Raw genomic sequence first — 22,967 nt, 5'->3', positions numbered from 1 at the left:
CGGAGGGAGTCACTCGAAGTAGTCGAACGCGTGTTCGGTGCGGCGGTAGCGGTACACGGCCCAGATGGCCGCGGGTTGTTCGGGCGTCAGGCGCACCTGCACGTCCGGGCCCTGCCAGAGCGAGCGCTGATCAGCCATCAGTTCCTGCACCTGATAGGTCTCCTCCGCGGTGACGCCCAGCCATTCCATGGGCACGCGGAGCAGGGCTTCTTGTGGCGCGTACGGATCCAGGCTCACCGCCACCAGCACCGTGCTGAGGCCGTCCGGTGAGCGCTTGCCATAGAAGAGGACGCGGTCGTTGTCGGACTCGAAGAAGCGCAGCGCCTGGTAGTGCTGGAGCGCGGGGTGCGCCTTGCGGATGGCGTTGAGCCTGGAAATCCATCCAGAGATGTTGCCCGGCCGGTCCCAGTCCCAGGCGACGAGCTGGTACTTCTCCGAGTCCAGGTACTCCTCCTTGCCCGGCACGGGGCGGCCCTCGCACAGCTCGTAGCCCGAGTACATGCCCCACACGGACGACAGCGTGGAGGCCAGCGCCACGCGCACGCGGAAGGCGCCGGGCCCCGCGTTCTGGAGGTTCTCCGGGAGGATGTCCGGCGTGTTGGGCCAGAGGTTGCCGCGGAAGTAGTCCGCCACGGGCGGCTGGGTGATCTCCTCCAGGTACGTGCGCAGCTCGTCCTTGAAGAGGCGCCAGGTGAAGTACGTGTACGACTGGGTGAAGCCCACCTTGCCCAGGGCCTTCATCACCTTGGGGCGGGTGAACGCCTCGGACAGGAAGAGCACGTCCGGGTGCAGGTCCTGCACGTCCCGGATGAGCCAGTGCCAGAACTGCATGGGCTTGGTGTGCGGGTTGTCCACGCGGAAGGTCCGCACGCCGTTGTCCACCCAGTGCAGCACGACGGACTTGAGCTCCTTCCAGAGGGCGTCCCGAGCGGGGCCCATCCAGTCGAAGTTGACGATGTCCTCGTAGCGCTTGGGCGGGTTCTCCGCCGTCTTGATGGTGCCGTCCGGGCGGTGCTGGAACCACTCCGGATGCTCCTTCACGTACGGGTGGTCCGGCGAGCACTGGAAGGCCAGGTCCAGCGCCACTTCGATGCCGTGCGCCTTCGCCGCGTCCACGAACGCGCGGAAGTCCTGCAGCGTGCCCAGCTCCGGGTGCACGGCCTTGTGGCCGCCCTCCGTGGCGCCAATGGCCCATGGGCTGCCCACGTCGCCGGGCTCCGCGCGCAGGCTGTTGTTCTTGCCCTTGCGAGCGGTGCGCCCGATGGGGTGGATGGGCGGCAGGTAGACGGTGTCGAACCCGAGCTTCTGGATGTATGGCAGCCAGGCCTGCGCGTCCTTGAAGGTGCCGTGCGTCTTGCCGTCGCGCTTCGCGGAGCGGGGGAAGAATTCGTACCAGGCGGCGTTGCGCGCCTTCTCCCGGTCCACGAACACCTCCAGCACCTTGTCGTACTTGCTGGCGAGCGTGCGGTCCGGATGCCGTGACGCGGCGTCCGCCAGCTCGGAAGACAGCGCGGCGAGGAGGTGGTCCGGCGTGGGCGGCGTGCGCAGGCGGGCCCCTGCCTCGGCGAGCAACCGGTGGTCCTCCGCTGACTTGCCCTTGGCGCGAGCGGCGGCGCCTTCCAGCAGGGCAGCGCCCTCCAGCAGCTCGCTCTTCACGTCACGGCCGGCGTCCACCTTGCGCTTCAGCTCGTGCGCCCACGTGCGGAAGAGATCCGGCCAGGCTTCAATCGTGAATTCGTAACGGCCGTTCTTCGCGAGCGGGATGGAGCCTTCCCAGGCGTCGTTGTTCTTGAAGGCGAGAGGGACCTCCGCCCAGTCCGTCTTCTGGGCAGCGGGGGTGACCTGGCGCCAGCGGGCGACGGCCACGAGGACGTCGTGGCCTTCCTTGAAGATGTCCGCCCGGACGGTGAGGCTCTCCCCGGCGACGCGCTTGATGGCGTAGCGCCCCGCGTCCAGCTCCGGCTGGACGTTCTCGATGAACACGCTTCCGAGTCGTTCGGTCATATCGGCTGGCGGCCCCTTATAGGACTCTGAGTCAGTGGCTCCAGGCGGCATTGCGCGGGTGTTGATGATTGAAGATGGCCGCCGCCTGGTCGCGTTGGCCTGTCAACGTTAGGAACGGAGGGAGCGGTCGCCCAGCCCGAGGAACCGGGTAGACGGGCCCTGATAGTTGAAGCTGGGATCCGCCCCTCCGGTTGCGGTATCCGGGACGAACATGGCGCCCAACGACTCCGCTGCTCAGCAAGCGAGTGACCAGTCGGCCGACCGCGACCTGTTGAAGCAGGTGGCACTCGGCAGCGCCGCGGCCATGCGAGATGTCTACGCGAGGTGTTCCGCGCGGGCGTTCGCCATCGGGGTGCGGCTGTTGCCCACGCGGGCGGACGCGGAAGAGGTGCTGCAGGAGACCTTCCTGGAGGTCTGGCGGCGCGCGCGAGAGTTCGACCCGGCGCGCGGCGGACTGGAGACGTGGGTCACGACCATCGCGCGCACGCGGTCCATTGATCGACTGCGTTCATTGGGCACGGTGTCGCGGATGGTGGATGGGGTGGCGCAGCAGCCGCCCCCGGTGAGCGCGACGCCGCCGTCACCGGATGACTCCGCCGCCGCGGCGCAGGACCAGGCGCGGGTGCGGGCGGCGATGGCGCAGTTGCCGCCGGAGCAGCGCGAGGTGGTGCTGCTCGGGTATTTCGACGGGCTGTCCCAGAGTGAGATCGCGAAGAAGACGGGCCAACCGCTGGGGACGGTGAAGACGCGTGCGCGGCTGGCGCTGGAGAAGCTGGCGGTGCTGCTGGACGCGCCTCCGGTGAGCGCGTCCGGCTGAGTGCAGGACAGCAGCCCTGTTCCGCGGGGACGGGCGGTGGGGCAGGCCCCGGCCACGTCCTCCTTGCCGCTGTCGGGTGGGGCCCCAAACGTTGCGACTGTTTGGCGAACCCGAGGGAGGGGGCGGACATGCGCAAGATGCGGGAGACGGGGACGGCGTTGATGAACGCGCGGGAGATGCGGCTGGTGCTGGCCAGCGCGCCGCGCAACTTGATGGAGCTGTCCCGGCGCGAGCTGATGGGGATGGTGCGGCGCGCGCGCGGCATGGTGGACCAGTACGAAAAGCTGGCGCGCCGGCTGCGCCGTGAGGCCATGCGCGTCCCCATGGGGAGCCGTGTGATCGGCGGGCGCATGGACACGCGGCGCAAGGCGGCCCTGTTCCGCAAGGCGCTGACGCGCTTCGAGTCGCAGCTGCGGCGGATGGAGATGGTGCCGGCGCGCAAGGCGAGGCCGACGATGCGCAAGCGGCCGGCGGTGAAGAAAACGCTGCGGCCCGCGGCCCGCGCCACGGCGCAGCGCAAGAAGGCGGTGGTGACGAAGAAGGCGATGCGGCCCGCGGGCTATGCGCGCCGGGGCCCGGTGAAGGCACGGGCGCACAAGGCGCGGCGCATGCCGGCGGTGAAGGCACGGGCGCACAAGGCACGGCGCATGCCGGCGATGAAGGCGCAGGCGCACCGGACCGTGAAGGGGCGGACGCCAGCGCGCCGGGCCGCGACGCGGTAGCGGATTTCGGGGGAGGGAAGCCGGGTCGCGTCCAGCTCGTGGCCTGGCGAGGGGGAGGGGAGCTGGACTGTGTCCGCCCCGCATTGGGGCGGACACGGTGGGCGTGAGCGGAGCCCATCGCCAGAAGGTCGCCGACAAAGCCGGCGCGAAAGTCCGGAGCAAGCGGCGGAGTCCAGGTCCCACCGGCACCAGCGTTCCAACTCAAGGGCCAGCGTACGGAGCTTCATGGGCGAGAGGGGACGCGAAGGGCCCTCGCCGCACACGACGCAGAATCGTCCTGCACGGTGGCTGACACGGAGCCGCCGGCACCACGCTCTTCGCCGCGGAGGTGCAGCTCCGTCGCTTCGTCATGTGCGGGAGCTGATGAGGAGGCGCTGGCACCACGCTCTTGGCCGCGGAGGTGCAGTTCCGACGCTTCGTCATGTGCGGGAGTTGATGAGGAGGCGCTGGCACCACGCTCTTCGCCGCGGAGGTGCAGCTCCGTCGCTTCGTCATGTATGGGAGCTGATGAGGAGGCGCTGGCACCACGCTCTTCGCCGCGGAGGTGCAGTTTCGACGCTTCGTCATGTGCAACGGCTGATGCAGAATCGGCGGCGCTATGTTTTTCGTCGTGGTGGTGCAGCTCCGACGCTTCGCCCTGCGCGATAGTTGATGCGGAGGTACCGGCGCCATGCTCCTCGAGATAGGGGCGTACCTCCAGGGCGTCGTCTTGCGCGGTGGTTGACCTGGAGGTGTCGGCTCCATGCTCCTCGACACCGGGGAGTGCCTCCTGCGCGACCGCCTGCGCAGTGGTTTGCGCGGAGTCGCCAGCGCCACGTTCCTCGACGCCAGGGCGTGCCTTCGCCTCATCCGCCAGGCCGCTGGCCTGTGCGGGCGTACCAATGGGTCCCTCTTGGGCGGATGGGGCCTCGGGGGACGCAGGTGACTGGGGCGCAGGGGCGAAGGCGTTCAGCACGCGCTCATCGCGCGCCTTCAGCAGTGCCGGCAGCTCATGCTGAAGTGCCTGCACGTCGCGCTCGTTCAGAATTGCCATCACGCGGAAGGCCCACTCGCGCAGCGCCGCTCCGCCCATGAGCGGCAGCAGTTGGGCGGCGCCTCCCAGGAAGGCCCGGTGCAGGGACTGAACGAGGAGCACGTGCCCCGGACGCGCCGCCACCCGCGCCGCATGCCGCAGCAACTCGAACTCCGCCTGCGCGCAGGTTTCCCCCGACTCCCAGCGCGCCGCGTCCTGGAGCTGGTAGCACGTGCTCCCCAGCCGGTCCAAGTCGAGGTCCGAGGCCCTCGCGCAGCAGTCGGCCAGAAGCTCCACCAGCACCTGCCGCTTGAGGCTGAAGTAGCCCTCCAGAAGCCACCGGGCATCCGGGTTGCTCGCGTCATGCAGCGCCAGCCCCAGGTTCTCCAGCGTCAGCGACTCATCCAGCGGCACCGCGCGCGTCTTGCGTCCGGGGCGCTGCACCACCAGGCCTCGCGCTGCCAGCCGCCGCAGCGCCTCGCGGATGGTGCCCCGGCACACCTCATAGCGGCGCGCCAGCTTCGCTTCGGAGCCGAATTGCCCGCTCGGATGCAGCCGCCCCAGCGCGATGTCGCGCTCGATTTGCGCCTCCACATAGGCCACGAGTCCTCGCCGTTCCATCCCCATCCCCTTCCTCGTCCCAGCATCGCCATCCAACCACAGGGGTCTGACATGGACGTGCGGGCCCACCCGCCGCGTCGCTTGCCGGGCCAGCGCGCTCCCGGGCCGCATGGGGCGAAAACCTGTCCGACTGTCGGACAGGTTTTGAGGCAACCGGGCCCGGGCGGGCGACCCTGTGCGTGCACCACATTGGTATCCGTGCGCGCATGACGTTGTGCCCACTGACGGGCCGGCGCAGCCTGGGGACCATGCTGCGGAAACTTGTCCGACAGTCGGACAGGTTTTGAGGCAACAGGGCCCGGGCGGGCGCGTCTGTCCGTGGCTCACCTTCGTGTTCGCGCATGCACGACGTCGCGGGCCCACGGCCGCAGTCCGTGAGTCAGGCTCCGGGTGGAATGCTTCGGGGCGCGGGATTTGCTGACGACTTGCGTAGATGACGGCCCATGCGGAAATCCTGGCCGTACGCAGTGGTGATGCTGCTGGTGCTCGTTGGCGTGCCCAGATTGCTGCGCCACTTCATTCCCGACCGGCGGCTGGCGCTGACGATATTCCCCGTCGTCATGTTCGCCCTGCTTGGGCGCTGGGCCGAGGCTCGCGAGCTGCTGGCTGATGCGGCGCTGGAGAATCTCAACGGACCACTGCTCGGACTGCGGAATGTGCTGGAGGTATGGTGCGTCGAGCAGCTCACCGGGGAGGCTCGGCCGGTGGACGCCATCGCTCTTTTCGGGGAAGCGTCACAGGACTCGCTCGAGGCCGCATGGCCGGAGCTCGTGAACTACGTGGTGAAAAGGTCGTCTTGATGGGCACTTGGGAACGCGGGCTTCCATCATTGAAGCAGGTTTCGACTCCCAGCCTGGCTCCCCTGCGCGAGGTCGGGAGCGCGACGTTCTCGCTGTCGGACCTGGACCAACTGGGGACTCCGAACTTCGAAGGGAAGGACGTGGAGGCTTCCATCAAAACGTGGTGGCTCGAGGCGCAGTGCGGTCTGGAGTTCGTCCTGTCGCAGGACTTCCTCACCGGGAACGCCAGGGTCATCGCGGAAGAAACAGCGGAGTTCGAGCATGTCCTCGCGCACCTTTCCTTTCCCGCGGAAGAGCCCTTCCAAATGGGGCCCTCCTCCGAGGAGCGGACGCGGCGCGATGGGCATGGCGGCTGGCGCGTCCTTCGAATCGACACGCATGGTGGCACGTTCGAGGTGGCAAGTTTTTCGCGTGAACGGTCCGCTCGTTGCTTCGCGGACCTCCTGGATCATCGCGCACACAAGCAGGGCTATTTCGTAGAGAACCAGGACCCTCTGCCTCCTCTTCCGTCCCGAGGCCCAGGCCCCATGCATTGGGTCCTGCTGCGCCAGGACGAGAACGGCGTGCGATATGAGATCGCGCGCTCGCCCTGGCGTTCGCAGTTGGAGTGGCTGGCGGAGCAGTACAACAAGGAGCCTCGCCACAAGCAGCTCTGGTTCGTTGAGAGCCTGCCTCCTGTCACCCCGGTGGCGACATCAGCGGACCGGTGAAGGCGACCTCCAGACCTCCGTACTCCGAGGGAGCCAGGGTCATCTTCCAGCCGTGCAGCTCCACCACGTTGTGCACGATGTTCAGGCCCAGGCCCTGGCCTTGCGGCTCTCGTGTTCGTGCCGAGTTGCCTCGGAAGCGGCGCTCCAGGATCCTGAAACGCTCCTCCTCGGAGATGCCCGGTCCGTCGTCGATGACCCGCAGGTGGAAGGTCTGCTGGCGCGTCGTCTCCAGCACCACCGCCACGTGGCCGTCCTCGCGTCCGTAACGGATGCCGTTGAGCACCACGTTGCTGACCGCCTGCTCCAGCAAGGTTTCGTCGCCCATCACCCAGGTTTGCGTCGCCGGGACTCCGCTCTCCAGGGCGATGCGCTGCGGCCTCGCGATGGGCTGGTGCCGGCCCAGCACCCGTGACACCAATGCGTTCAGGTCCACCGGCGCGTGCTGTACCTGCGGTGCTCCCGCTTCCAGCCTCGCCGCCGCTCCCAGGTTGTGCACCAGCGAGGCCATGTAGTGCGCCTCGTTCATCGCGGACAGCATCAGTCCCGATTCCAATGGCTCACCCGCGCGCATCCGCTGCTGCATCGCTGCCAGGTGCCCCTGCAACACCGTGAGCGGCGTCATCACGTCGTGCGTCGTGTTCGCCAGGAAGTCTCGCAGCGTCTGCTCGCGCGCTTGCTGGTGCGCCATCTGCGCCTGGATCTCCGCTCGGGCCTGCTGGAAGGCTCGGGCCAGTTCCGCGATCTCGTCGGTGCCGTTCACCGTCACGGGCTGCTCGTAGCGGCTGCCCGATGAGGCTCGCACCTCGTCCGTCAGTCGGCGCAGGCGCTGCACCACCGGCCCCAGCGCCACCACCATCGCGGACAGGAGGATGAGTGTGGGCACTCCCCAGACGTACAGCGGCGGCAGCCCCACCTCTGGCGACTCCGCGGGCTCCACCCGACGCGCGAGCACGTACTCGCAGGGGCCTCCATCCCAGGACATGCGCAACAGCAGGTCCTGTACCAGCGCGCCGTCCGCCTTCGAGTAGCGGCGCACGCCCACGCCGTCGTCCTGCACGCCCTTGCGCAGTTCGTCGTCCAGCGCCGGTGCCTGCGGGTTTCGCGAAACGAACTGGCCGTCGAACGGGTAGAGGCTCACTGGCGGCAGGCGCCGCCCCAGCGGCCCCCGGGCCCCCAATCGCGGCGGACCTTCGTCTCTGGGCCTGGGGCCTCCCGATGCGGGCCCATTGCCTGATGGCTCGTTCGGCGCGACCGTGCCGGAGGGCGGGCCTCCGTTGCCGTCGGGCAGGCCTTCGCGCTCCCACGGCGGACGCTGGGGTGAACGGGAGCGGACCATCCAGGTCTCGGGTGTGGCCTCGCAGCGTTCTCGGCCCCCGGACTGCATCTGCGACAGCGTGGACGCGATGATGACTTCGTCCGTCGTGCGGCGGCGCACCGAGTGCTCCACCTGAACCAGCGCGAACACCGCGGGCACCGTCACCGCCACCGCAGTGAGGGCCAGCCGCAACCGCAGCTTCACGCATCCTCCCCGGGCACCAGCCGGTAGCCCACGCCCCAGACCGTCTCCACGCACTTCACCGGACCCAGCTTGCGCCGCAGCCGCGACACGTGGACGTCCAGCGTGCGCTCCGTGCCCTCACGCTCCGGATCCAACACGTGCTCCACCAGCCACTGCCGCGTCACCGCATCCTGCGGCCTGCGCGCCAGCGCCGCGAGCAACTCGAACTCCACCCGCGTGAGTTCCACCGGCCGCCCCTGCACCTGCACCGTGTGCCCCTGCAGGTCGATGCGCAGCGGGCCCACCTCCACCACCGCCTGCTCCTTCTGCAACGTGGGCCGGCGCAGACGCGCTCGCACGCGTTCCACCAGCTCCTCCGGCCAGAAGGGCTTCGTCATGTAGTCGTCCGCGCCCAGCTTCAGCGCCCGGACCTTGTCCAGCGTGTCGTTGCGCGCGCTCAGGATGAGCACCGGGACCTCCGAGAAGGTCCTCAGCGCCTTGAGCATGTCCAGGCCGTAGGTGCCCGGCAGCATCAGGTCCAATACCACGAGGCTCACGTCCGGCAGGTCTCCGGACACCAGCAGCCGGCCCTCGCGCCACCACACGGGCTCGAAGCCCGCGCAGCGCAGGTGCCCGACAATCTGGGACCCGAGCTGGTCGTCATCCTCCACCAGCAGGATGCGGTCGCCCATGCGCCATGCCTCCCTTCGGACACATCACCCCGGAGGACTCCGGGGTGGCCCGGCTCACCCTATTTCAGGGCATGCCACCGTCGAAGCCCGGCGGAGGCCCCATGCCGCCATCCCAGCCAGGCGGGGGACCCATGCCACCGTCGCCGCCTGGAGGAGGACCGCCGGGCCCACCACCGCCGCCGCTGCCGCCCGGCATGGCGCAGGACGCGGTGTTCAGCGAGGAGCGGACGACCAGCGTCTTGGACGCCAGCATCGCGCCGTCCGACATGCGCTGCGTGGCGAAGAGGTAGTCGCCCACCGCGTCTCCTGAGACCACCGTGTCGTTCTGGTTGGTCGTGTCGCGCTCGCCACGCGTGTTGTAGAGCGGCTGGCTGTTGACGATGTCGTCGCTCGTCGAGTCGTCGAAGAACAGCTGCGACGTGACGAACTCCTGGCCGTTCACCCGCACCGTGAAGTGGATGTGGATGGTGCGGCTGCTGTACCAACCGGGGAAGCACGTGTCGAAGTCCACGCGCCCGTTGGCGTCCGTGGTCCGCACCCCGCGGAACCACCGCGCCGCGCGGGCCGTCGCGTCTCCGGGCGTGCAGAAGTCGCTTGCGTCCTCGCCGGAGTAGAGGCCTTCCGGGCCCGCGTGCCAGATGTCCACCGTGGCACCCGGGATGGGTTTGCAGGACTCGTCCACGACGAGGAAGGCCAGGCGCACCGGCAGGCCGTCATGGCCCTCGCTGATGTCCTTGCGGTCCACCGTGGTCGCGTAGCAGGGCCCCAGCGTGGCTTCGCATGCGAGGTTGCACACCGTGCCCAGGCCGGACGCGAACGGATCCGGATACGCGGCGGCGGCCGTCATCGCCGCGGTGCCGCCCGTGGCCCAGAAGCCCGGGTCCACCACTCCCGCGTCGGTGCCCGTGCCCGCGTCGGCTCCGGTGTTCGTGTCGTCGCCCGTCGTGTCGTCGCCTCCGCAGGCGACGAGCAGCTTCGCCACGGGAACCGCGGCCAGCGACAGGCCAATGCCGCGCAAGATGCTCCGGCGCGTGACGACCTTGGGGGAAAGGTCCTGAGGGGATTCGCTCTTCATCCGGGGTTCCTCCGGGAGCTCGGGAGCCAGGGGCGGCGAGAGTGCCGCCCTCGGGGCCGCCCGGGGCTGACCGGATGGCGAACCGGGTTATCTCGGGAGAACCTTAAGCAATCCTTGCGCGGAAGGTCCGCGACTCAGGAAAAGCGCACGCGGAAGGCGGCGAGCAGTGGACCTGCTGCCCGTCCGTCCGCCGTGGAGCGGGGACCGCCTTCGGGGAGCGTCGTACCCAGTTCCTCCAGCGCGGGCTTCATGGAGTCGAAAGCGTGGAGCGCCTCCGCCGCGTTGTCGAAGAAGCGCGGATGCAACAACCAACCGGAGATGCCGCAGGTGACGACATGGAAGGACCGCGAGTCATCCGACTCATATGTCAGGCGCAGGAGGCCGCGGAAGCCCTCGTCCCGCACGATGGTGCCGCCCTGGCTGCCCATGCCGCCGAGCGTCGCGCCGCCCTCGTAGTCGCTCCAGCCTGAGTCCGCGTTCATGCCCCACGCATAGCACCCCAAGGGCTGACACGGGCGGCGTGACAGGGAGGCGCCGCGCCGTTGCCCGTGGTCCCGGTCTGGTGCAGCGAGCGGCGCCCCGGGTGGGGTTGCACGCCGGTTGTCGGCCTCCGCGCACCGCCCAACGTTTGCGGAGTGGGGGGATGCCGTCATGTCCGCGGAAACAATCCATGAGCCGCGCTACACCGAGGAGATCATTCCCTTCCTCGCGGGTGACGGCCGCGCGCTGCACCTGGTTCACCTGCGCGGTGTCGAGAAGGCGGACAAGGGGCCGGTGGTGCTGGTGCACGGAGCCGGCGTGCGCGGGAACATCTTCCGCGCGCCGGTGCGCCAGACCGTGGTCGATGCGCTGATTGAAGACGGCTACGACGTGTGGCTGGAGAACTGGCGCGCCAGCATGGACGTGGAGCCGGGCGAGTGGACGTTGGATCAGGCCGCCGTCCTGGACCACCCGCCCGCCATCCGCACCGTGCGGGAGAAGACGGGCGCGGACAAGATCAAGGCCGTCATCCACTGCCAGGGATCCACCAGCTTCACCATGGCCGCGGTGGCGGGGCTCCTTCCAGAGGTGGATCTCATCATCACCAACGCGGTGTCACTGCACCCGGTGGTGCCCGCGACCGCGAAGGTGAAGCTCCACTACGCCGTGCCGCTGGTCGCGCAGTTGACGCCCTTCCTGGATCCGCAGTGGGCCTACGGCGGCCCCACGCGCACGGCCCGGATGCTGACGCGCGTGGTGCAGGCCACGCATCACGAGTGCGAGAACCTGGTCTGCCGCTGGACGAGCTTCACCTACGGCACGGGCTTCCCGGTGCTGTGGCGCCACGAGAACCTCAACGCCCAGACGCACGACTGGCTCCAGCACGAGTTCGGTCCGGTGCCCTTCAGCTTCTTCAAGCAGATGTACCAGTGCGTGCGCGCCGGCCACCTGGTGCCCGTGGAGGGCTTCCGCGCGCTGCCGGAGGACCTGGGCGTGCGCGAGCCCCAGACGGACGCGCGCTTCGTCTTCTTCGCGGGCGAGGAGAACCGCTGCTTCCTCGCGGAGAGCCAACGCCGCAGCTTCGAACATCTGGAGCACTTCCACCCGGGCCGGCACGCGCTGCACCTCCTGCCGGGCTACGGCCACCTGGACGTCTTCATGGGCAAGCGCGCGTCCCAGGATGTCTTCCCCCTCATCCTCTCCGAGCTGGATCGCTCCGCGCTCCACTGACGAAAGGCAAAGCCATGTTCCTGCCTCGACGCATCCAGACCCAGTACGGCCGCTATTCGCGGGTGGACGACATCCCGTACGCGCTGCCGGTGGACTCGAAGGGGGCACCGGCGATGGTGGCCGCCTTCACCGTGGACGCTCGCCGCGCCGCGGCCCTGCTGCCCGGCAATGAACTGCACCCGCTGCGCCTGTCGCGCGACCGCGGTGTGCTGCTCGTCTCCGTCATCGACTACAAGCGGACGGACATTGGCGCGTACATCGAGTTCAGCATCGCGCTCGCGTGCACGCATGGACGCAGGCCCTCGCCTCCGCTCCTGCCCCTGCTGTTCCAGAAGCGCTTCGGCGTGGGGCAGTACGTGGTGGACCTGCCGGTGAATACGGAGGTCTCCGTGAAGGGCGGCAAGGGCATCTGGGGCATGCCCAAGCACCTGGCCCGGTTGGACTTCCGGGTGGAAAACGGCTCCGTGAGCAGCCGCTACGAGGAGGGCGGCCAGCAGGCGGTGCGCGTGCGCATCGAGCGCCCGAAGCTCGCGTGGCTTCCGCTGCGGATGGCGGCGGTGAACTACTGCGCCTTCCGGGGGATGCTGATGAAGTCCACCATCTACTTCCGGGGCCGCTTCGGCTTCCGGGTGGGGAAGCGCGCGTGGGGGACGCTGGAGGTGGGGGACCATCCGCGCGTGCAGGTGCTGCGGGAATTGAGCATCTCCCCGCGCCCGTTCCTCACCGGGTTCTTCCCCTCGTCCAGCGGCGTGCTGGATGACCACTTCGAGGCGTGGTTCCTCACCCAGCCCACGCTGCCTCCGGACACGTATCCGGAGGGGCTCGAGAGCGTGGTGGACCTGGGCCAGGACCAGACGCCCATGCCGGACCCGGAGTCGGACGGAGCGCCGCCGAGGGTGCTCCAGGCCGTGGCGCCCCTGCCCGAGGAAACGCGGCCATGAAGCGCGGCGGCCGCCTGGATCTGGGGAACGCGTGCCTGCTGTTCCTGTGCACGTCCATGTACCTGGGCACGGGCTGGTCGCTGATCCTCTTCACGTTCCCCATCGCGCCCCAGCTCACGGTGGACAACTACTACCTGCAGTTCGTGCCGCAGGTGCAGGCGGCCACGCGGTTCTTCACCTGGATGACGGCGGTGATGCTGCTGTCCGCCGGAGTGCTGGCGTGGCGCGAGCGCAAGACGGCCCTTCGCTGGTACCCGCTGGGCGTGCTCGTCGCGGTGGTGGTGGCCACGCTGCTCACGCGCATCTACATCTTCCCGTACAACGACGAGATGGCCGCCGGCATCACGTCGCCCGAACGGCTGACGGAGGTGCTGGGCGCGTGGATGCGGATGAACCGCATCCGCGTGGGGCTGTGGACGGTGCAGTGGCTGCTCACGCTGGGCTACTTCGTGCACCGGGTGCTGCGCGCGGAGCAGCCGGTGGGAGAGCGCTGGCGCCTGGGGTTGTCCGTGCCTTCGCGCCGGGAGGCCCACGCATGAGCCCGGCCGCGTCGCGATGGCTGGAGCGCCAGGCCCGCGTCCGCGGGCGCCCGTGGCGCTGGGCGCTCGCGGCCATCGGGTGGATCACCGTCGCGACCGGCGCGGCGCAGATGTTCCTGCCGGGGCTGGAGCTACGGCTGTTGCACGCGGATGCGTCCGCCGCGCCCGCGCACTTCTTCCGCATCGTGGGCATGTTCATGGTGCTGTTCGGCGGCCTGCTCCTGCACGGCCTGCACGAGCCTCGCGCGAACCCCGCCGCCTTCCTGTGGACCGGCCTCCAGAAGGTGGGGGCCTGCGGGATGGTGGCGGCGGGCGTGGCGCGCGACCTGCTGTCGCCCCTGGCGCTGGGGGTGGCTGCGGTCGACGCGCTGTCCGCGGTGCTGGTGCTGGGGTTCTACGCGTCGCTGCGCCAGCGCGAGCAGATCATCACCGTGCTCAGGCCGCAGACAGAAGTAGCGGCTCCGGAGGCCACCAGCCCCTCCGTCAGCGCGCTGCGTGTCGCGGATGCGACCCGGAATGGCGTGCCTTCGCGGCGGCTCCAGCGCACGTTCGACGAGGGCATAGCCATCCAGGTGTCCCCGGCGGAGGCTCCCCGGCGTTCGTTGGTGCTCGCGGGAGGCGGCATGCGCGTCGCGTGGCAGGCGGGCGTGCTGCGCGCGCTGACGGACGCGCGGCTGTCCTTCACCCACGCGGACGGCACGTCCGGCGGCATCATCACCCTGGCGATGTGGCTGTCCGGCCAGTCCCCCGCGGAGATGTGTGAGCGGTGGCGGACGCTGGACGTGAAGGACTTCGTGTCGCTGATGCCGCTGGACGAATACGCGCGGCCCTGGAAGCTCACCGCGCCGGGGGACGCGGACGGCATCGTCCAGCGCGTCTTCCCGCACCTGGGCGTGGATGTGGACGCCATCCGCGCGAACCGCGAGCGTTCCGGCACCTTCAACGTGTGTGACTTCGCCCGGAAGACGAACGAGGCCATCCCGCACACGGACGTGGACCGCGACCTGCTGGTGGCCGGCATCTCGCTGCCGCTCTTCATGCCCCCGGTGGTGAAGGACAGCCACCTGTACCTGGACTCGGTGTGGATCCAGGACGCCAACGTGATGGAGGCCGTGCACCGGGGCGCGGACGAGGTGTGGATTGTCTGGTGCATCGGCAACACGTCCACCTACGCCGACGGCTTCTTCCGCCAGTACGTCCACATGATTGAACTGAGCGCGAACGGCGCGCTCTTCGCCCAGCTGGAGCAGGTGCGCGAGCTCAACACGCGCATCCTCGCGGGCGAGCACGTGCCGGGACACGTGCGGCCCATCACCGTGCACCTCATCAGGCCCGAGCACCCGCTGCCCCTGGACCCGGACTTCTACGCGGGCCACGTCACGGCCTCGACCCTCATCGACCAGGGCTACTCGGACGCCTGTCGCTACCTGGCGGTGGCGGACGGCCAGGGCCTGCCCCTCACCCCGGAGATCACGCAGATGACCGAACCCGCCTATGACTTGACCTTCCGCGAGACCATGGCCGGTCCGCTCGCGATGGGCACCACCGACCCCGAGGCGGGCGCCCACGACGGGCGCTCCACGCCCTTCACCATGCACTGCACCATCACCATCGACGACATGGAGGCGTTCATCCGCGACCCGGACCACGCGGCCCGGCTGGTGGCGCACGTGCAATACAAGCCGCTGGGCATGGACCTGCCCGTGCGCGAGGGGAGCTTCAACCTCTTCCGCAGCACGGATGATCCGCGCACGAAGATCATGACCTACGGCCTGCGCTTCCAGGCGAACGGCCAGGACTACTATCTGGACGGCACGAAGACGCTGCGTGACGACCCGGGCCCGGACCTCTGGCGCGACACCACGCGGCTCTACAGCTACCTGCACGCGGGCGTGGACGCGCGCGGCCCGGTGGTGGGCGCGGGCGTCCTGGTGCTGGGCATGCGCGAGTTGCTCCACCTGGTGGCCAGCATGCGCTCGTCGCGCGGGGGCGTGGAGGGCGCGGGCATGATGGCCCGCTTCGGCCACCTGTTCCTGGGCGCGCTCTGGGACCTCTACGCCCCGGAGGCACCGGTGCGCGAGCGCGCAGAGGAGGCCACGCATGGCCACGAAGGCTGAGCACTTCGACGTCGTCATCGTGGGCTCGGGCTTCGGCGGTTCGGTGATGGCGTGGCGGCTGGCGGAAGCAGGCCTGCGGGTGTGCGTGCTGGAGCGGGGCAAGGCGTATCCGCCGGGCTCCTTCGCGCGCAGTCCGCACGACATGCGCCGCAACTTCTGGGACCCTCGCAAGGGCATGCACGGCCTGTTCAACCTCTGGTCCTTCCAGGGGCTGGGCGGCGTGGTGTCCGCGGGGCTGGGAGGCGGGTCGCTCATCTACGCGAACGTGCTGCTGCGCAAGGACGAGAAGACCTTCATCCACGAGGACCTCCTTGACGGAGGCTACGAGAACTGGCCCGTCACCCGCGCGGATCTGGAGACGCACTACGATGAGGTGGAGCGGATGATGCACGTGCAGCGCTATCCGCTGGAGCATCCGCCGTACGCCTCCACCGCGAAGACGCTGGCCATGAAGCTCGCGGCCGAGCGCCTGGGCCGCGCGGGCGATTGGCAGCTGCCACCGCTGGCCGTGACGTTCGGCAACCCCGGCGAGGTGCCCGTTCCGGGCGAGCCCATCCGCGAGGAGCATCCCAACCTCCACGGCCGCACGCGCACCACCTGTCACCTCTGCGGCGAGTGCGACATCGGCTGCAACACGGGCAGCAAGAACACGCTCGATTACACGTACCTGTCCGCGGCGAAGGACGCGGGGGCGGAGCTGCGCACGCGCGCGGAGGTGACGGAGCTGTGGCCCTCGGAGGGGGGCGGCTACGTGGTGCGGTACCTGGACCACACGGACACGCCGGAGGACGTGCCTCGCGAAGGCCCGCAGTCCATGTTGCCGCGCAGCACCGTGACGGCGGACCGGCTGGTGCTGGCGGCGGGCACTTTCGGCACCCCGTTCCTGCTCCTGAAGAACCAGCGGAGCTTCCCCGGGCTGAGCGGACGGTTGGGCACGCGCTTCTGCGGCAACGGAGACCTGCTGGGCTTCATGCGCCAGTGCCACGATTCGAGCACCGGCAAGCAGCTGCCTCGCATCCTGGAGGGAGGGCACGGGCCGGTCATCACCAGCGCGTTGCACTTCCGGAGCCAGGAGGAGGGCGGCACGGGCCGGGGCTACTACATCGAGGACGCGGGCTACCCGGAGTTCGTCAACTGGCTCTACGAGGGCGCGTATCAGGCGCCGTTGGTGGAGCGAGGCCTCAAGCTGGCGTGGCGCCTGATTCGTGGGTGGACGGGACGCACGCACGACTCCGACGTGAGCGAGGAGATCGCCGAGCTGCTGGGGGATTGCCTGGGCTCCGCGACGTCGTTGCCGCTGCTGGGCATGGGGCGCGACCTTCCCACCGGCCACATGCGGCTGACGGACGACGGGATGCTGGCCATCGACTGGCGGATGAGCGGTTCGCGCGAGTACTTCCAGCAGGTGCGCCAGTCGATGGCGGACATCGCTCGGACGCTGGAGGGGAGGCTGCTGCAAAACCCACTCAGCTACTTGAGCCGGGTCATCACCGTGCACCCGCTGGGCGGTTGTCCCATGGGACGCGGGCCTGAGGAGGGCGTGGTGGATGCGACGGGCGAGGCCTTTGGCCACCCGGGGCTGTACGTGGCCGACGGCTCGATGATGCCGGGCCCCGTCGGGCCCAACCCGAGCCTCACCATCGCCGCGCTCGCGGACCGGTTCGCGGATGCGCTCATTGATTCGCACCGCAGGGGCACTCGGGAACGTGCGTGGCGGGCGACGGAGGAGGGGCCATGGCCGTCCGCGCCTCCGATGTGAGCCGCCTTCCGGGCCAGCGCGTCGAGCCCACGCCCGAGCCACAGACGCCTCCGGGCCGGAAGATGGTGTCGTGGTTCGACCCGACCGTGCTCGCGAAGTCAGGGATGAAGGCACTGCTGTCTGGGACGTTCGGACGACAGGCGGACCGGCGTTTGCTGGACGCCGTATCCCGGCCGCAGCCGCTCTGTTTCGACTACTCGGTGGACGACACCGGTCATCCGCGCGACGAGCTGTGGCTGGACTACGTGGCGGACCTGGGCGACGGCTGGGACTCCACCTACGCGGTGGCGTCCGCGGTGATGGCGCCGGAGCTGGCGCTCACGGGCGAGTCCGGCGAGACGCACGTCACGCGGGGCGGCGACGTGCTCGTGTTCGGAGGGGACGAGGTCTATCCGACCGCGAGCGTGGACGAGTACCAGGCGCGCACGGTGGTGCCGTACGAGGACGCGTTGAACAAGCGGCGACACCGGCCGCACCTGTTCGCGGTGCCCGGCAACCATGATTGGTACGACGGACTGGTGTCCTTCACGCGCCTGTTCTGCCAGGGCCGGCGCTCCAATGGCTGGCGCACGCAGCAGCAGCGCAGCTACTTCGCGCTGAGGCTGCCGCACGGTTGGTGGCTGCTGGGCACGGACATGCAGCTGGAGTCCGACCTGGACGCGCCGCAGGTGGAGTTCTTCCAGAAGGTGGCCGCACAGATGCGCGGCACGGACCGGATCATCCTCTGCAACGCGGAACCGGCGTGGGTGAAGCAGCAGGTGATGCCTCGCGCGGGGCGCGGCTTCCTGGATCACAACATCGACTTCCTGGAGCAGAAGGTGCTGGGCAAGAAGGTGAGCGTCTTCCTGGCGGGAGACCTGCACCACTACCGCCGGCACGAGAACGCGGACGGGCGGCAGAAGATCATCGCGGGTGGGGGAGGGGCGTTCCTGCATCCCACGCACCTGCCCAAGGTGGATCAGAGTCCAGGCGGCTTCGTGCAGAAGGCGAGCTACCCGCCGCAGCGGGCGTCCCAGTGGCTCGCCTGGCGCAACCTGCTGTTCACCGCGCTCAACCCGTGGTTCGGCGTGTTCATGGGCGTCGTCTATACGCTGCTGGGCTGGGGCATTGCCGCGAACCTCAATGAGGGCGCCGTGGGGGCGCCTTCGTTCCGGGAGGTCATCAACGCGGGGGTGCAGAGCACGGGCTCGTTGGTGCTGGGGGCCGGCGTGGTGCTGGGCACGTTCGCGTTCGCGGATGGCCGCCGGGGGCCGCTCTGGAAGAAGACCGCCGGCATCGTGCATGGACTGGTGCACCTGGCGGTGGCGCTGCTGCTCACCTGGGGCGTATCCGCCGTCGCCGCGCCACTGGCGGCGGAGCTTCAATGGAGCCTGCGGAGGGACTTCCTCAGCGGGCTGCTGCTGTTTGGCGGCGGCGCGCTGATAGGGCCATTGGTGGTGGGCGTGTACCTGCTGCTGTCGCTCAACGTGTTCTCCTGTCACCCCAACGAGGCGTTCTCGTCGCTGTCGATTCCGGACTGGAAGAACTTCCTCCGGCTCCACTTCGACGAAGACGGCCAGCTCACGGTGTACCCGGTGGGTTTCCGGCGGGTGCCGCGACGGTGGAAGCGGGGACGTTCTCCCGAGGATCCGGTGTGGATTCCGGACCCGACGGACACGCGGGCGACACCGCCCCGGCTCATCGAGCCGCCCATCGTCATTCACCGGACGAAGGCCCTTCCGATGCTGGAGGAGACTGGTCCGCCCGGACCCACGGACATGATGGTGGACAAACACCCACCCGGCGGAGCGGTTTGAGCGGCGCGGGCCAAAGTCCTACGCTGCGTCCCATATGAAGGCGATGCTCCTGTCCCTGCTCTTCCTCGGCGCCGCGCCGTCCGGCCCCGCGCCGTCGTCCCTGCCTCCCGAAGCGCTGGGGGCGCCCCCGCTCGTGGATGCGTCTCCGACCGCGTGGTCGTGCACCATCGACACGCTGCGTGCGGGGAAGGAGTGCGTGTTCGAGGCGGATGCGCCGCCTCCCAAGAACGCGAACTCGGACGTGGAGTCCGCCAACATCAAGCTGCTGAAGGACGCATCTCGCGCCCTCTGCTCGGAGGCCGTGAGCAACGCGCGGGACGGCTCGCCCGACCCCAAGCTCGTCGCTGTCTGCGAGCGCAAGTACGCGGACGTCGTGGGCCGCTGCGGCATCGAAGGCAATACGCCGGTGGTGGACTCCAAGGGCCGCTTCGCGCCCGCGGCTCGCGCCTGCTACCGCGCGCTGTCCTCCGTGCTCCAGGATGTGCAGTTGATGGCCTCCGTGGCCTCCACCTGCTGTGAGTGCGCGGCGCGCAGCCAGTGCCCCGGCAACGGCGAGAGCTGCTACGCGGCCGTGTCGCGGCAGCAGGCAGGGCCCACCACGCTCGCGTGCATGGACGAGCGCTGCCACGACGCCTGCTCCATGATGCTGCCCCCGTCCGCGTCCATTCCGCGCCAGTCGCCGTCGCGCGCGAACTCGCAGCACACCGACTCCGCCTCGCTGTAGCGCGTCCACCGTGCTGTCGCACTTCAAGGAGCCTCGCGCCATGCCCCGTCTTCCATTGCTGACCCTCCTGGGTGCGCTCGCCACCGGCTGCGGTGCCTCGCACTCCCACGTCGCGCTGGAGGACCGCGCCCTCACGGACTCGCCTCCGCCGCGGACGCCGCCCCCCGCGCCCAAGCGCTCCGTCGTCGCGGAGCAACCGCCCACGTCGCCGCATGACGCCCGCGCGTTCCTGGCCCGCTACTCCACGCCCGCCTCGTGCGAGACCGCCGCCCGCAAGCTCCAGGCGACTTCACGCGACGACGCGTGGCTGGCCCTGAAGCTGTGCTCGGAGGCCCCCGGCTTCACCCAGCTGGGCGCCGTGCTGGGCAGTGCGTGGGCGGAAGACCTGCGCGTGCGTCCGGATGCCGCCAACCTCATCGCCCGCGTCGTGGCCCAGCGCGGCGGCAGCGTGGACGGTGAGCTGCGCCTGCTCCACGCGCGCAAGGTGCCCATCTTCTCGCTCGCGTCCGCCGTCGCCCAGCCGGATACCTACCGCGGCCGCTACGTCCTCCTGCGCGCGCAGGTGGCCGACCAGCGCTCGGAAGGGGAGCGCCCCACGCTGTGGCTGGTGGAGCAGGGCCTCCAGTCCGTGGCCTCCCGCCGCGAGGTCGGCATCGCCTACCACACCGACACCGTGACGCAGGCCTCCGGCGACCTGGGCGGACGGACGGCGATCACCGGCGAGGGCCGCGTGGGCGGCTCCATCTTCACCCGCGAGAGCACCACCCAGTCCGCCTCCGAGCGCACCTACGACAACCTCTCCGAGGAGACCGGCCGCGAAGCCCTGGGTCGACTCGCCGCGCCGGATCCCTTCCTGGAGACCCGCCGCGACTACGTCATCCTCGCGCGCTTCGACGGCCTGCGCGTCACCTCCGGCATGACCACCGACGACGAGGACGAGGGCCCGAAGATCCCCGTGCTCACCATCGTCAGCTACCACCTGCCGCAGGCGCTCGCCGTCTACTGACGCAAGCGCCCGCCCGTCAGCGCTTCACCGGTCCCGCCGTCGCCGTCATGTCCCGCGACGGCGTGCCGGAGTAGATCTCCACGTCCGTGGCCACCCACGACCCCAGCCGCTCGCCGTAGGTCGTGTGCACCTGCACACCCGGGGACAGCTGGGCGCGGGCCACGCGCTTTCCGTCGCGCAGGATTCGCGTGGACGGCGCCACCACGAACGGCCGCTCCACGCCGTCGTCGTCGCGCACCGTGAAGCCCCGCGCGCCCGAAATCGTCACCGTGCCGTAGAAGTCCGGCACGTCCTCCGCCACCACCGAGCCCAAGCCTCCGCTTCCGCTCCCGCCGGTGCCTTCCTCCGTGGGAACCGCCGCCCCGGCCTGGAACACCGCGAGCCGCGGCACCATGCCACTCTCCGAGACAGCCCCGTCCCGCGACTGGCACGCGCTGACGCCCAGCACGAGCCCCCCGACGAACAGCCACCTCCCCCATCCCTGGCGCATGGCACCCACCTCTCGTGCGTTGGTGCTCCCAAGATGGGGCGGAAACCCGCACCGACAACCACCCCCGGCAGGGAGGCCCGCCCCAGTGTCACCCGGGCCACGGGGACCGTGACTCCGGGTGGGGGCAGGGGACCGCCGTCAGTCCGGCCCGGACACCAGCCCGTGCTTGCGCAGGAGCTTCCGCAGGTAGACGCGGTCGATGCCCGCTTCTCGCGACGCCTTGGAGACGTTGCCGCCGCACCGCTCGAGCACCGTGCGCAGGTAGTCGCGCTCGAAGCCTTCGATGAGGCGCTCCTTCGCTTCCTTGAAGGGCAGCTCCAGCGCCAGCGACAGCGTGTCCTCCGGATCCAGGTCCGGCGACAGGGCAGGGCGCGCGACCGGCGCGTCCGGCAGCTCCGGCAGCGCGGACTCACCCAGGCTCACCACCCGGTCCACCACGTTGCGCAGCTCCCGCACGTTGCCCGGCCACGGGTACTGGGCCAGCAGGGCGCGCGTCTGGTCCGACAGGGCACTGGGCGGCTTGCCCATCCGCTCCAGCACGGTGTCGATGAGCAGCGGGATGTCCTCCGGCCGCTCGCGCAGGGGCGGCAGCGTCGCGCGCAGCACCGCGAGCCGGTGGAACAGGTCTCCGCGGAAGCGGCCCGTCTTCACCGCGCCCTCCAGGTCCTGGTGCGTGGCCGCCACCACCCGCACGTTCACCGAGCGGTAGTCATTGGCGCCCACCCGCTTCACCTGCCGGCGCTCCAGCGCGCGCAACAGCCGGGGCTGCACCTCCAGCGGGAGCTCTCCGACTTCATCCAGGAAGAGGGTGCCGCCGTGCGCGCGCTCGAAGGCGCCCGCCCGGTCCGCCTGCGCGCCGGTGAAGGCGCCCTTCACGTGGCCGAACAGCTCCGACTCCAACAGCTGCGGCGCCACGCCCGCCAGGTCCACGATGACGAAGGGCCCCTTGGAGCGCCCGCCATGCAGGTGCAGTCCTTCCGCGCACAGCTCCTTGCCGGTGCCCGTCTCGCCCTGGATGAGCACGTCGGACTCGCCCTGGGCCACGCGCTCCAGCAGGGTGAAGACCTCGCGCATCCGGCGGCTCTGGCCCACCAGGTTGCCGAAGCGCTCACGGTTGGAGAGGGGCAGGGTGTGCGCCTTCTCTCCCTCCGGGACGAGCTTCAGCTCCGTGGTGCCCAGCGTGAGCACCGCGCCGGGGCGCACCTCCAGGGTGGTGAAGCGCATGCCCTCGCAGAAGGAGCCGTTGCGCGAGCCCACGTCCACCGCCTGGATGCTGTCCTCGCGCACGTCCAGCAGCAGGTGGCTGCGAGACACCGCCCGGTCCGCGATGATCACATCCGAGCTGGCGTCCGCGCCCACCCGGTAACGCCCGGGCGCCAGCGGGTAGCTCTGGCCCGCGTCCGGGCCGGACAGCACCAACAGCCGCACCCGCACCCGCGCCGAGCGCATCGCCGGCAGGGCGTCCGTGCGTAGCTGCCGGTCCTCCTCCCCGCTGTCGTCCCCGAAGCGCGCCACGGCGCGGACCATAACATACGGAAACGGAAAGGCCCGGCCTCCCCGCACGCACCGACAAAGGTGAGTGCCTGGAAGAGGACGGGCCCGGGAGGAGAGTCCAGGGGACGCGCGGCGGTCAGGCCGGCGGCTTCGCGTGCTTGTAGAAGAGCACCAGCGTGTAGCAGTGGAACTCGTTGTCAGAGGACTGGCACACGACCCGGTCCACGATCTCCAGGTCCGCGTTGCTCTTGATCCAGCGGGTGACGTTCTCACCCAACTCTTCCCGCTCCTTGGCCTTCGTCGCGGAGAAGACCTTCACGCCCGTGAACATCGCCTGCCACTCCTTGTGGGTGGTGAGAAAAGGCTTGACCGGGGGTTATCGCACACGCCGTTTTGGGGTGTCAAAAATGCTGCGCTCCAAAAGACGTGATCCGCGAGGG

General features: G+C 69.7%; 21 protein-coding genes. 12 read left to right on the top strand and 9 right to left on the bottom strand.

Annotated elements, in window-relative coordinates; all coding sequences use genetic code 11:
• Nucleotides 1-9: 9 nt before the first annotated feature.
• Nucleotides 10-2,004, bottom strand: a complete 1,995-nt coding sequence (locus tag D7V77_RS11040) for an alpha-1,4-glucan--maltose-1-phosphate maltosyltransferase (RefSeq protein ID WP_120576229.1) — start codon at nucleotides 2,002-2,004, stop codon at nucleotides 10-12.
• 211 nt (nucleotides 2,005-2,215) lie between these two features.
• Here D7V77_RS11040 and D7V77_RS11035 point away from each other — a divergent pair, with 211 nt between their 5' ends.
• Nucleotides 2,216-2,821: a sigma-70 family RNA polymerase sigma factor gene (locus tag D7V77_RS11035; protein WP_120576228.1), complete on the top strand. Its 606-nt coding sequence runs from the start codon at nucleotides 2,216-2,218 to the stop codon at nucleotides 2,819-2,821.
• A 128-nt stretch (nucleotides 2,822-2,949) separates the two neighbouring features.
• Complete coding sequence (locus tag D7V77_RS11030; protein WP_120576227.1) at nucleotides 2,950-3,543, top strand: hypothetical protein; 594 nt, start codon at nucleotides 2,950-2,952, stop codon at nucleotides 3,541-3,543.
• A 223-nt stretch (nucleotides 3,544-3,766) separates the two neighbouring features.
• Here the strand turns inward: D7V77_RS11030 and D7V77_RS44655 are convergent, their stop codons facing one another.
• Nucleotides 3,767-5,182, bottom strand: coding sequence for a FadR/GntR family transcriptional regulator (locus D7V77_RS44655; RefSeq protein WP_233596805.1), 1,416 nt, complete (start codon nucleotides 5,180-5,182; stop codon nucleotides 3,767-3,769).
• Nucleotides 5,183-5,619: 437 nt separating this feature from the next.
• Between D7V77_RS44655 and D7V77_RS11020 the strand changes: the two genes are divergently transcribed.
• Entirely contained in the window at nucleotides 5,620-5,976 is a 357-nt protein-coding gene (locus D7V77_RS11020; protein WP_147452041.1) for a hypothetical protein, read from the top strand.
• Nucleotides 5,976-6,686 carry a hypothetical protein gene (locus D7V77_RS44650; protein ID WP_233596804.1) on the top strand — a complete coding sequence of 237 codons (711 nt, stop codon included), beginning with the start codon at nucleotides 5,976-5,978 and terminating at the stop codon, nucleotides 6,684-6,686. Before D7V77_RS11020 ends, D7V77_RS44650 begins: the two co-directional genes overlap by 1 nt.
• Here D7V77_RS44650 and D7V77_RS11010 read toward each other — a convergent pair.
• From D7V77_RS11010 to D7V77_RS10995, 4 genes are all read right to left on the bottom strand, one after another.
• The gene (locus D7V77_RS11010; protein WP_120576225.1) at nucleotides 6,655-8,205 is read right to left on the bottom strand and encodes a cell wall metabolism sensor histidine kinase WalK; all 1,551 of its coding nucleotides are present in this window, start codon (nucleotides 8,203-8,205) and stop codon (nucleotides 6,655-6,657) included. The genes D7V77_RS44650 and D7V77_RS11010 overlap by 32 nt on opposite strands.
• On the bottom strand, nucleotides 8,202-8,876 hold the full coding sequence (locus D7V77_RS11005) for a response regulator transcription factor (protein ID WP_120576224.1): 675 nt from the start codon (nucleotides 8,874-8,876) through the stop codon (nucleotides 8,202-8,204). Before D7V77_RS11005 ends, D7V77_RS11010 begins: the two co-directional genes overlap by 4 nt.
• 64 nt (nucleotides 8,877-8,940) lie before the next feature.
• Entirely contained in the window at nucleotides 8,941-9,951 is a 1,011-nt protein-coding gene (locus D7V77_RS11000; protein ID WP_120576223.1) for a protocatechuate 3,4-dioxygenase, read from the bottom strand.
• Nucleotides 9,952-10,085: 134 nt separating this feature from the next.
• Complete coding sequence (locus D7V77_RS10995; RefSeq protein WP_120576222.1) at nucleotides 10,086-10,433, bottom strand: hypothetical protein; 348 nt, start codon at nucleotides 10,431-10,433, stop codon at nucleotides 10,086-10,088.
• 169 nt (nucleotides 10,434-10,602) lie between these two features.
• Between D7V77_RS10995 and D7V77_RS10990 the strand changes: the two genes are divergently transcribed.
• From D7V77_RS10990 to D7V77_RS10955, 8 genes are read left to right on the top strand one after another with little or no spacing between them, the layout of a single operon-like run.
• Complete coding sequence (locus D7V77_RS10990) at nucleotides 10,603-11,661, top strand: alpha/beta fold hydrolase (protein ID WP_120576221.1); 1,059 nt, start codon at nucleotides 10,603-10,605, stop codon at nucleotides 11,659-11,661.
• Nucleotides 11,662-11,675: 14 nt separating this feature from the next.
• Nucleotides 11,676-12,602: an acetoacetate decarboxylase family protein gene (locus tag D7V77_RS10985; protein WP_120576220.1), complete on the top strand. Its 927-nt coding sequence runs from the start codon at nucleotides 11,676-11,678 to the stop codon at nucleotides 12,600-12,602.
• Nucleotides 12,599-13,141, top strand: coding sequence for a hypothetical protein (locus D7V77_RS10980; RefSeq protein ID WP_120576219.1), 543 nt, complete (start codon nucleotides 12,599-12,601; stop codon nucleotides 13,139-13,141). Before D7V77_RS10985 ends, D7V77_RS10980 begins: the two co-directional genes overlap by 4 nt.
• Nucleotides 13,138-15,258 (top strand): patatin-like phospholipase family protein, encoded by a 2,121-nt coding sequence (locus tag D7V77_RS10975; protein WP_120576218.1) that lies wholly within the window; start codon nucleotides 13,138-13,140, stop codon nucleotides 15,256-15,258. The genes D7V77_RS10980 and D7V77_RS10975 overlap by 4 nt, the downstream gene beginning before the upstream one ends.
• The gene (locus tag D7V77_RS10970; protein ID WP_120576217.1) at nucleotides 15,242-17,017 is read left to right on the top strand and encodes a GMC oxidoreductase; all 1,776 of its coding nucleotides are present in this window, start codon (nucleotides 15,242-15,244) and stop codon (nucleotides 17,015-17,017) included. Before D7V77_RS10975 ends, D7V77_RS10970 begins: the two co-directional genes overlap by 17 nt.
• Nucleotides 16,993-18,813 carry a metallophosphoesterase gene (locus D7V77_RS10965; protein ID WP_120576216.1) on the top strand — a complete coding sequence of 607 codons (1,821 nt, stop codon included), beginning with the start codon at nucleotides 16,993-16,995 and terminating at the stop codon, nucleotides 18,811-18,813. The genes D7V77_RS10970 and D7V77_RS10965 overlap by 25 nt, the downstream gene beginning before the upstream one ends.
• Nucleotides 18,814-18,847: 34 nt before the next feature.
• The gene (locus D7V77_RS10960; protein ID WP_120576215.1) at nucleotides 18,848-19,537 is read left to right on the top strand and encodes a hypothetical protein; all 690 of its coding nucleotides are present in this window, start codon (nucleotides 18,848-18,850) and stop codon (nucleotides 19,535-19,537) included.
• Between the two features lie 40 nt (nucleotides 19,538-19,577).
• The gene (locus D7V77_RS10955) at nucleotides 19,578-20,543 is read left to right on the top strand and encodes a hypothetical protein (protein ID WP_120576214.1); all 966 of its coding nucleotides are present in this window, start codon (nucleotides 19,578-19,580) and stop codon (nucleotides 20,541-20,543) included.
• A gap of 16 nt (nucleotides 20,544-20,559) precedes the next feature.
• Here the strand turns inward: D7V77_RS10955 and D7V77_RS10950 are convergent, their stop codons facing one another.
• The 3 genes from D7V77_RS10950 to D7V77_RS10940 all read right to left on the bottom strand — a co-directional run bounded on the left by D7V77_RS10950 (nucleotide 20,560) and on the right by D7V77_RS10940 (nucleotide 22,858).
• Nucleotides 20,560-21,033: a hypothetical protein gene (locus D7V77_RS10950; protein WP_147452040.1), complete on the bottom strand. Its 474-nt coding sequence runs from the start codon at nucleotides 21,031-21,033 to the stop codon at nucleotides 20,560-20,562.
• A gap of 138 nt (nucleotides 21,034-21,171) precedes the next feature.
• Entirely contained in the window at nucleotides 21,172-22,560 is a 1,389-nt protein-coding gene (locus tag D7V77_RS10945; protein WP_120576212.1) for a sigma 54-interacting transcriptional regulator, read from the bottom strand.
• Between the two features lie 103 nt (nucleotides 22,561-22,663).
• A complete protein-coding gene (locus D7V77_RS10940) occupies nucleotides 22,664-22,858 on the bottom strand; it encodes a hypothetical protein (RefSeq protein ID WP_014397120.1) in 195 nt (64 codons plus the stop codon).
• Between the last annotated feature and the right edge of the window lie 109 nt (nucleotides 22,859-22,967).

Origin of the sequence: Corallococcus sp. CA041A, from assembly GCF_003612075.1 — a bacterium.
GTDB classification, from domain to species: domain Bacteria; phylum Myxococcota; class Myxococcia; order Myxococcales; family Myxococcaceae; genus Corallococcus; species Corallococcus exiguus.
The sequence above is the reverse complement of the archived record's forward strand: the minus strand, read 5'-3'. Positions and strand labels throughout refer to the sequence as shown.

Bases quoted from the DNA above. Each gene is read 5' to 3' on its own strand.
- D7V77_RS10995 (WP_120576222.1), bottom strand. From the start codon at position 10,433: ATGAACGCGGACTCAGGCTGGAGCGACTACGAGGGCGGCGCGACGCTC.
- D7V77_RS10980 (WP_120576219.1), top strand. From the start codon at position 12,599: ATGAAGCGCGGCGGCCGCCTGGATCTGGGGAACGCGTGCCTGCTGTTC.
- D7V77_RS10950 (WP_147452040.1), bottom strand. From the start codon at position 21,033: ATGCGCCAGGGATGGGGGAGGTGGCTGTTCGTCGGGGGGCTCGTGCTG.
- D7V77_RS44650 (WP_233596804.1), top strand. From the start codon at position 5,976: ATGGGCACTTGGGAACGCGGGCTTCCATCATTGAAGCAGGTTTCGACT.
- D7V77_RS44655 (WP_233596805.1), bottom strand. From the start codon at position 5,182: ATGGGGATGGAACGGCGAGGACTCGTGGCCTATGTGGAGGCGCAAATC.
- D7V77_RS11000 (WP_120576223.1), bottom strand. From the start codon at position 9,951: ATGAAGAGCGAATCCCCTCAGGACCTTTCCCCCAAGGTCGTCACGCGC.
- D7V77_RS10940 (WP_014397120.1), bottom strand. From the start codon at position 22,858: ATGTTCACGGGCGTGAAGGTCTTCTCCGCGACGAAGGCCAAGGAGCGG.
- D7V77_RS11035 (WP_120576228.1), top strand. From the start codon at position 2,216: ATGGCGCCCAACGACTCCGCTGCTCAGCAAGCGAGTGACCAGTCGGCC.
- D7V77_RS10955 (WP_120576214.1), top strand. From the start codon at position 19,578: ATGCCCCGTCTTCCATTGCTGACCCTCCTGGGTGCGCTCGCCACCGGC.
- D7V77_RS10965 (WP_120576216.1), top strand. From the start codon at position 16,993: ATGGCCGTCCGCGCCTCCGATGTGAGCCGCCTTCCGGGCCAGCGCGTC.
- D7V77_RS10985 (WP_120576220.1), top strand. From the start codon at position 11,676: ATGTTCCTGCCTCGACGCATCCAGACCCAGTACGGCCGCTATTCGCGG.
- D7V77_RS10945 (WP_120576212.1), bottom strand. From the start codon at position 22,560: ATGGTCCGCGCCGTGGCGCGCTTCGGGGACGACAGCGGGGAGGAGGAC.
- D7V77_RS11020 (WP_147452041.1), top strand. From the start codon at position 5,620: ATGCGGAAATCCTGGCCGTACGCAGTGGTGATGCTGCTGGTGCTCGTT.
- D7V77_RS10975 (WP_120576218.1), top strand. From the start codon at position 13,138: ATGAGCCCGGCCGCGTCGCGATGGCTGGAGCGCCAGGCCCGCGTCCGC.
- D7V77_RS11005 (WP_120576224.1), bottom strand. From the start codon at position 8,876: ATGGGCGACCGCATCCTGCTGGTGGAGGATGACGACCAGCTCGGGTCC.
- D7V77_RS10970 (WP_120576217.1), top strand. From the start codon at position 15,242: ATGGCCACGAAGGCTGAGCACTTCGACGTCGTCATCGTGGGCTCGGGC.
- D7V77_RS11040 (WP_120576229.1), bottom strand. From the start codon at position 2,004: ATGACCGAACGACTCGGAAGCGTGTTCATCGAGAACGTCCAGCCGGAG.
- D7V77_RS11030 (WP_120576227.1), top strand. From the start codon at position 2,950: ATGCGCAAGATGCGGGAGACGGGGACGGCGTTGATGAACGCGCGGGAG.
- D7V77_RS10960 (WP_120576215.1), top strand. From the start codon at position 18,848: ATGAAGGCGATGCTCCTGTCCCTGCTCTTCCTCGGCGCCGCGCCGTCC.
- D7V77_RS10990 (WP_120576221.1), top strand. From the start codon at position 10,603: ATGTCCGCGGAAACAATCCATGAGCCGCGCTACACCGAGGAGATCATT.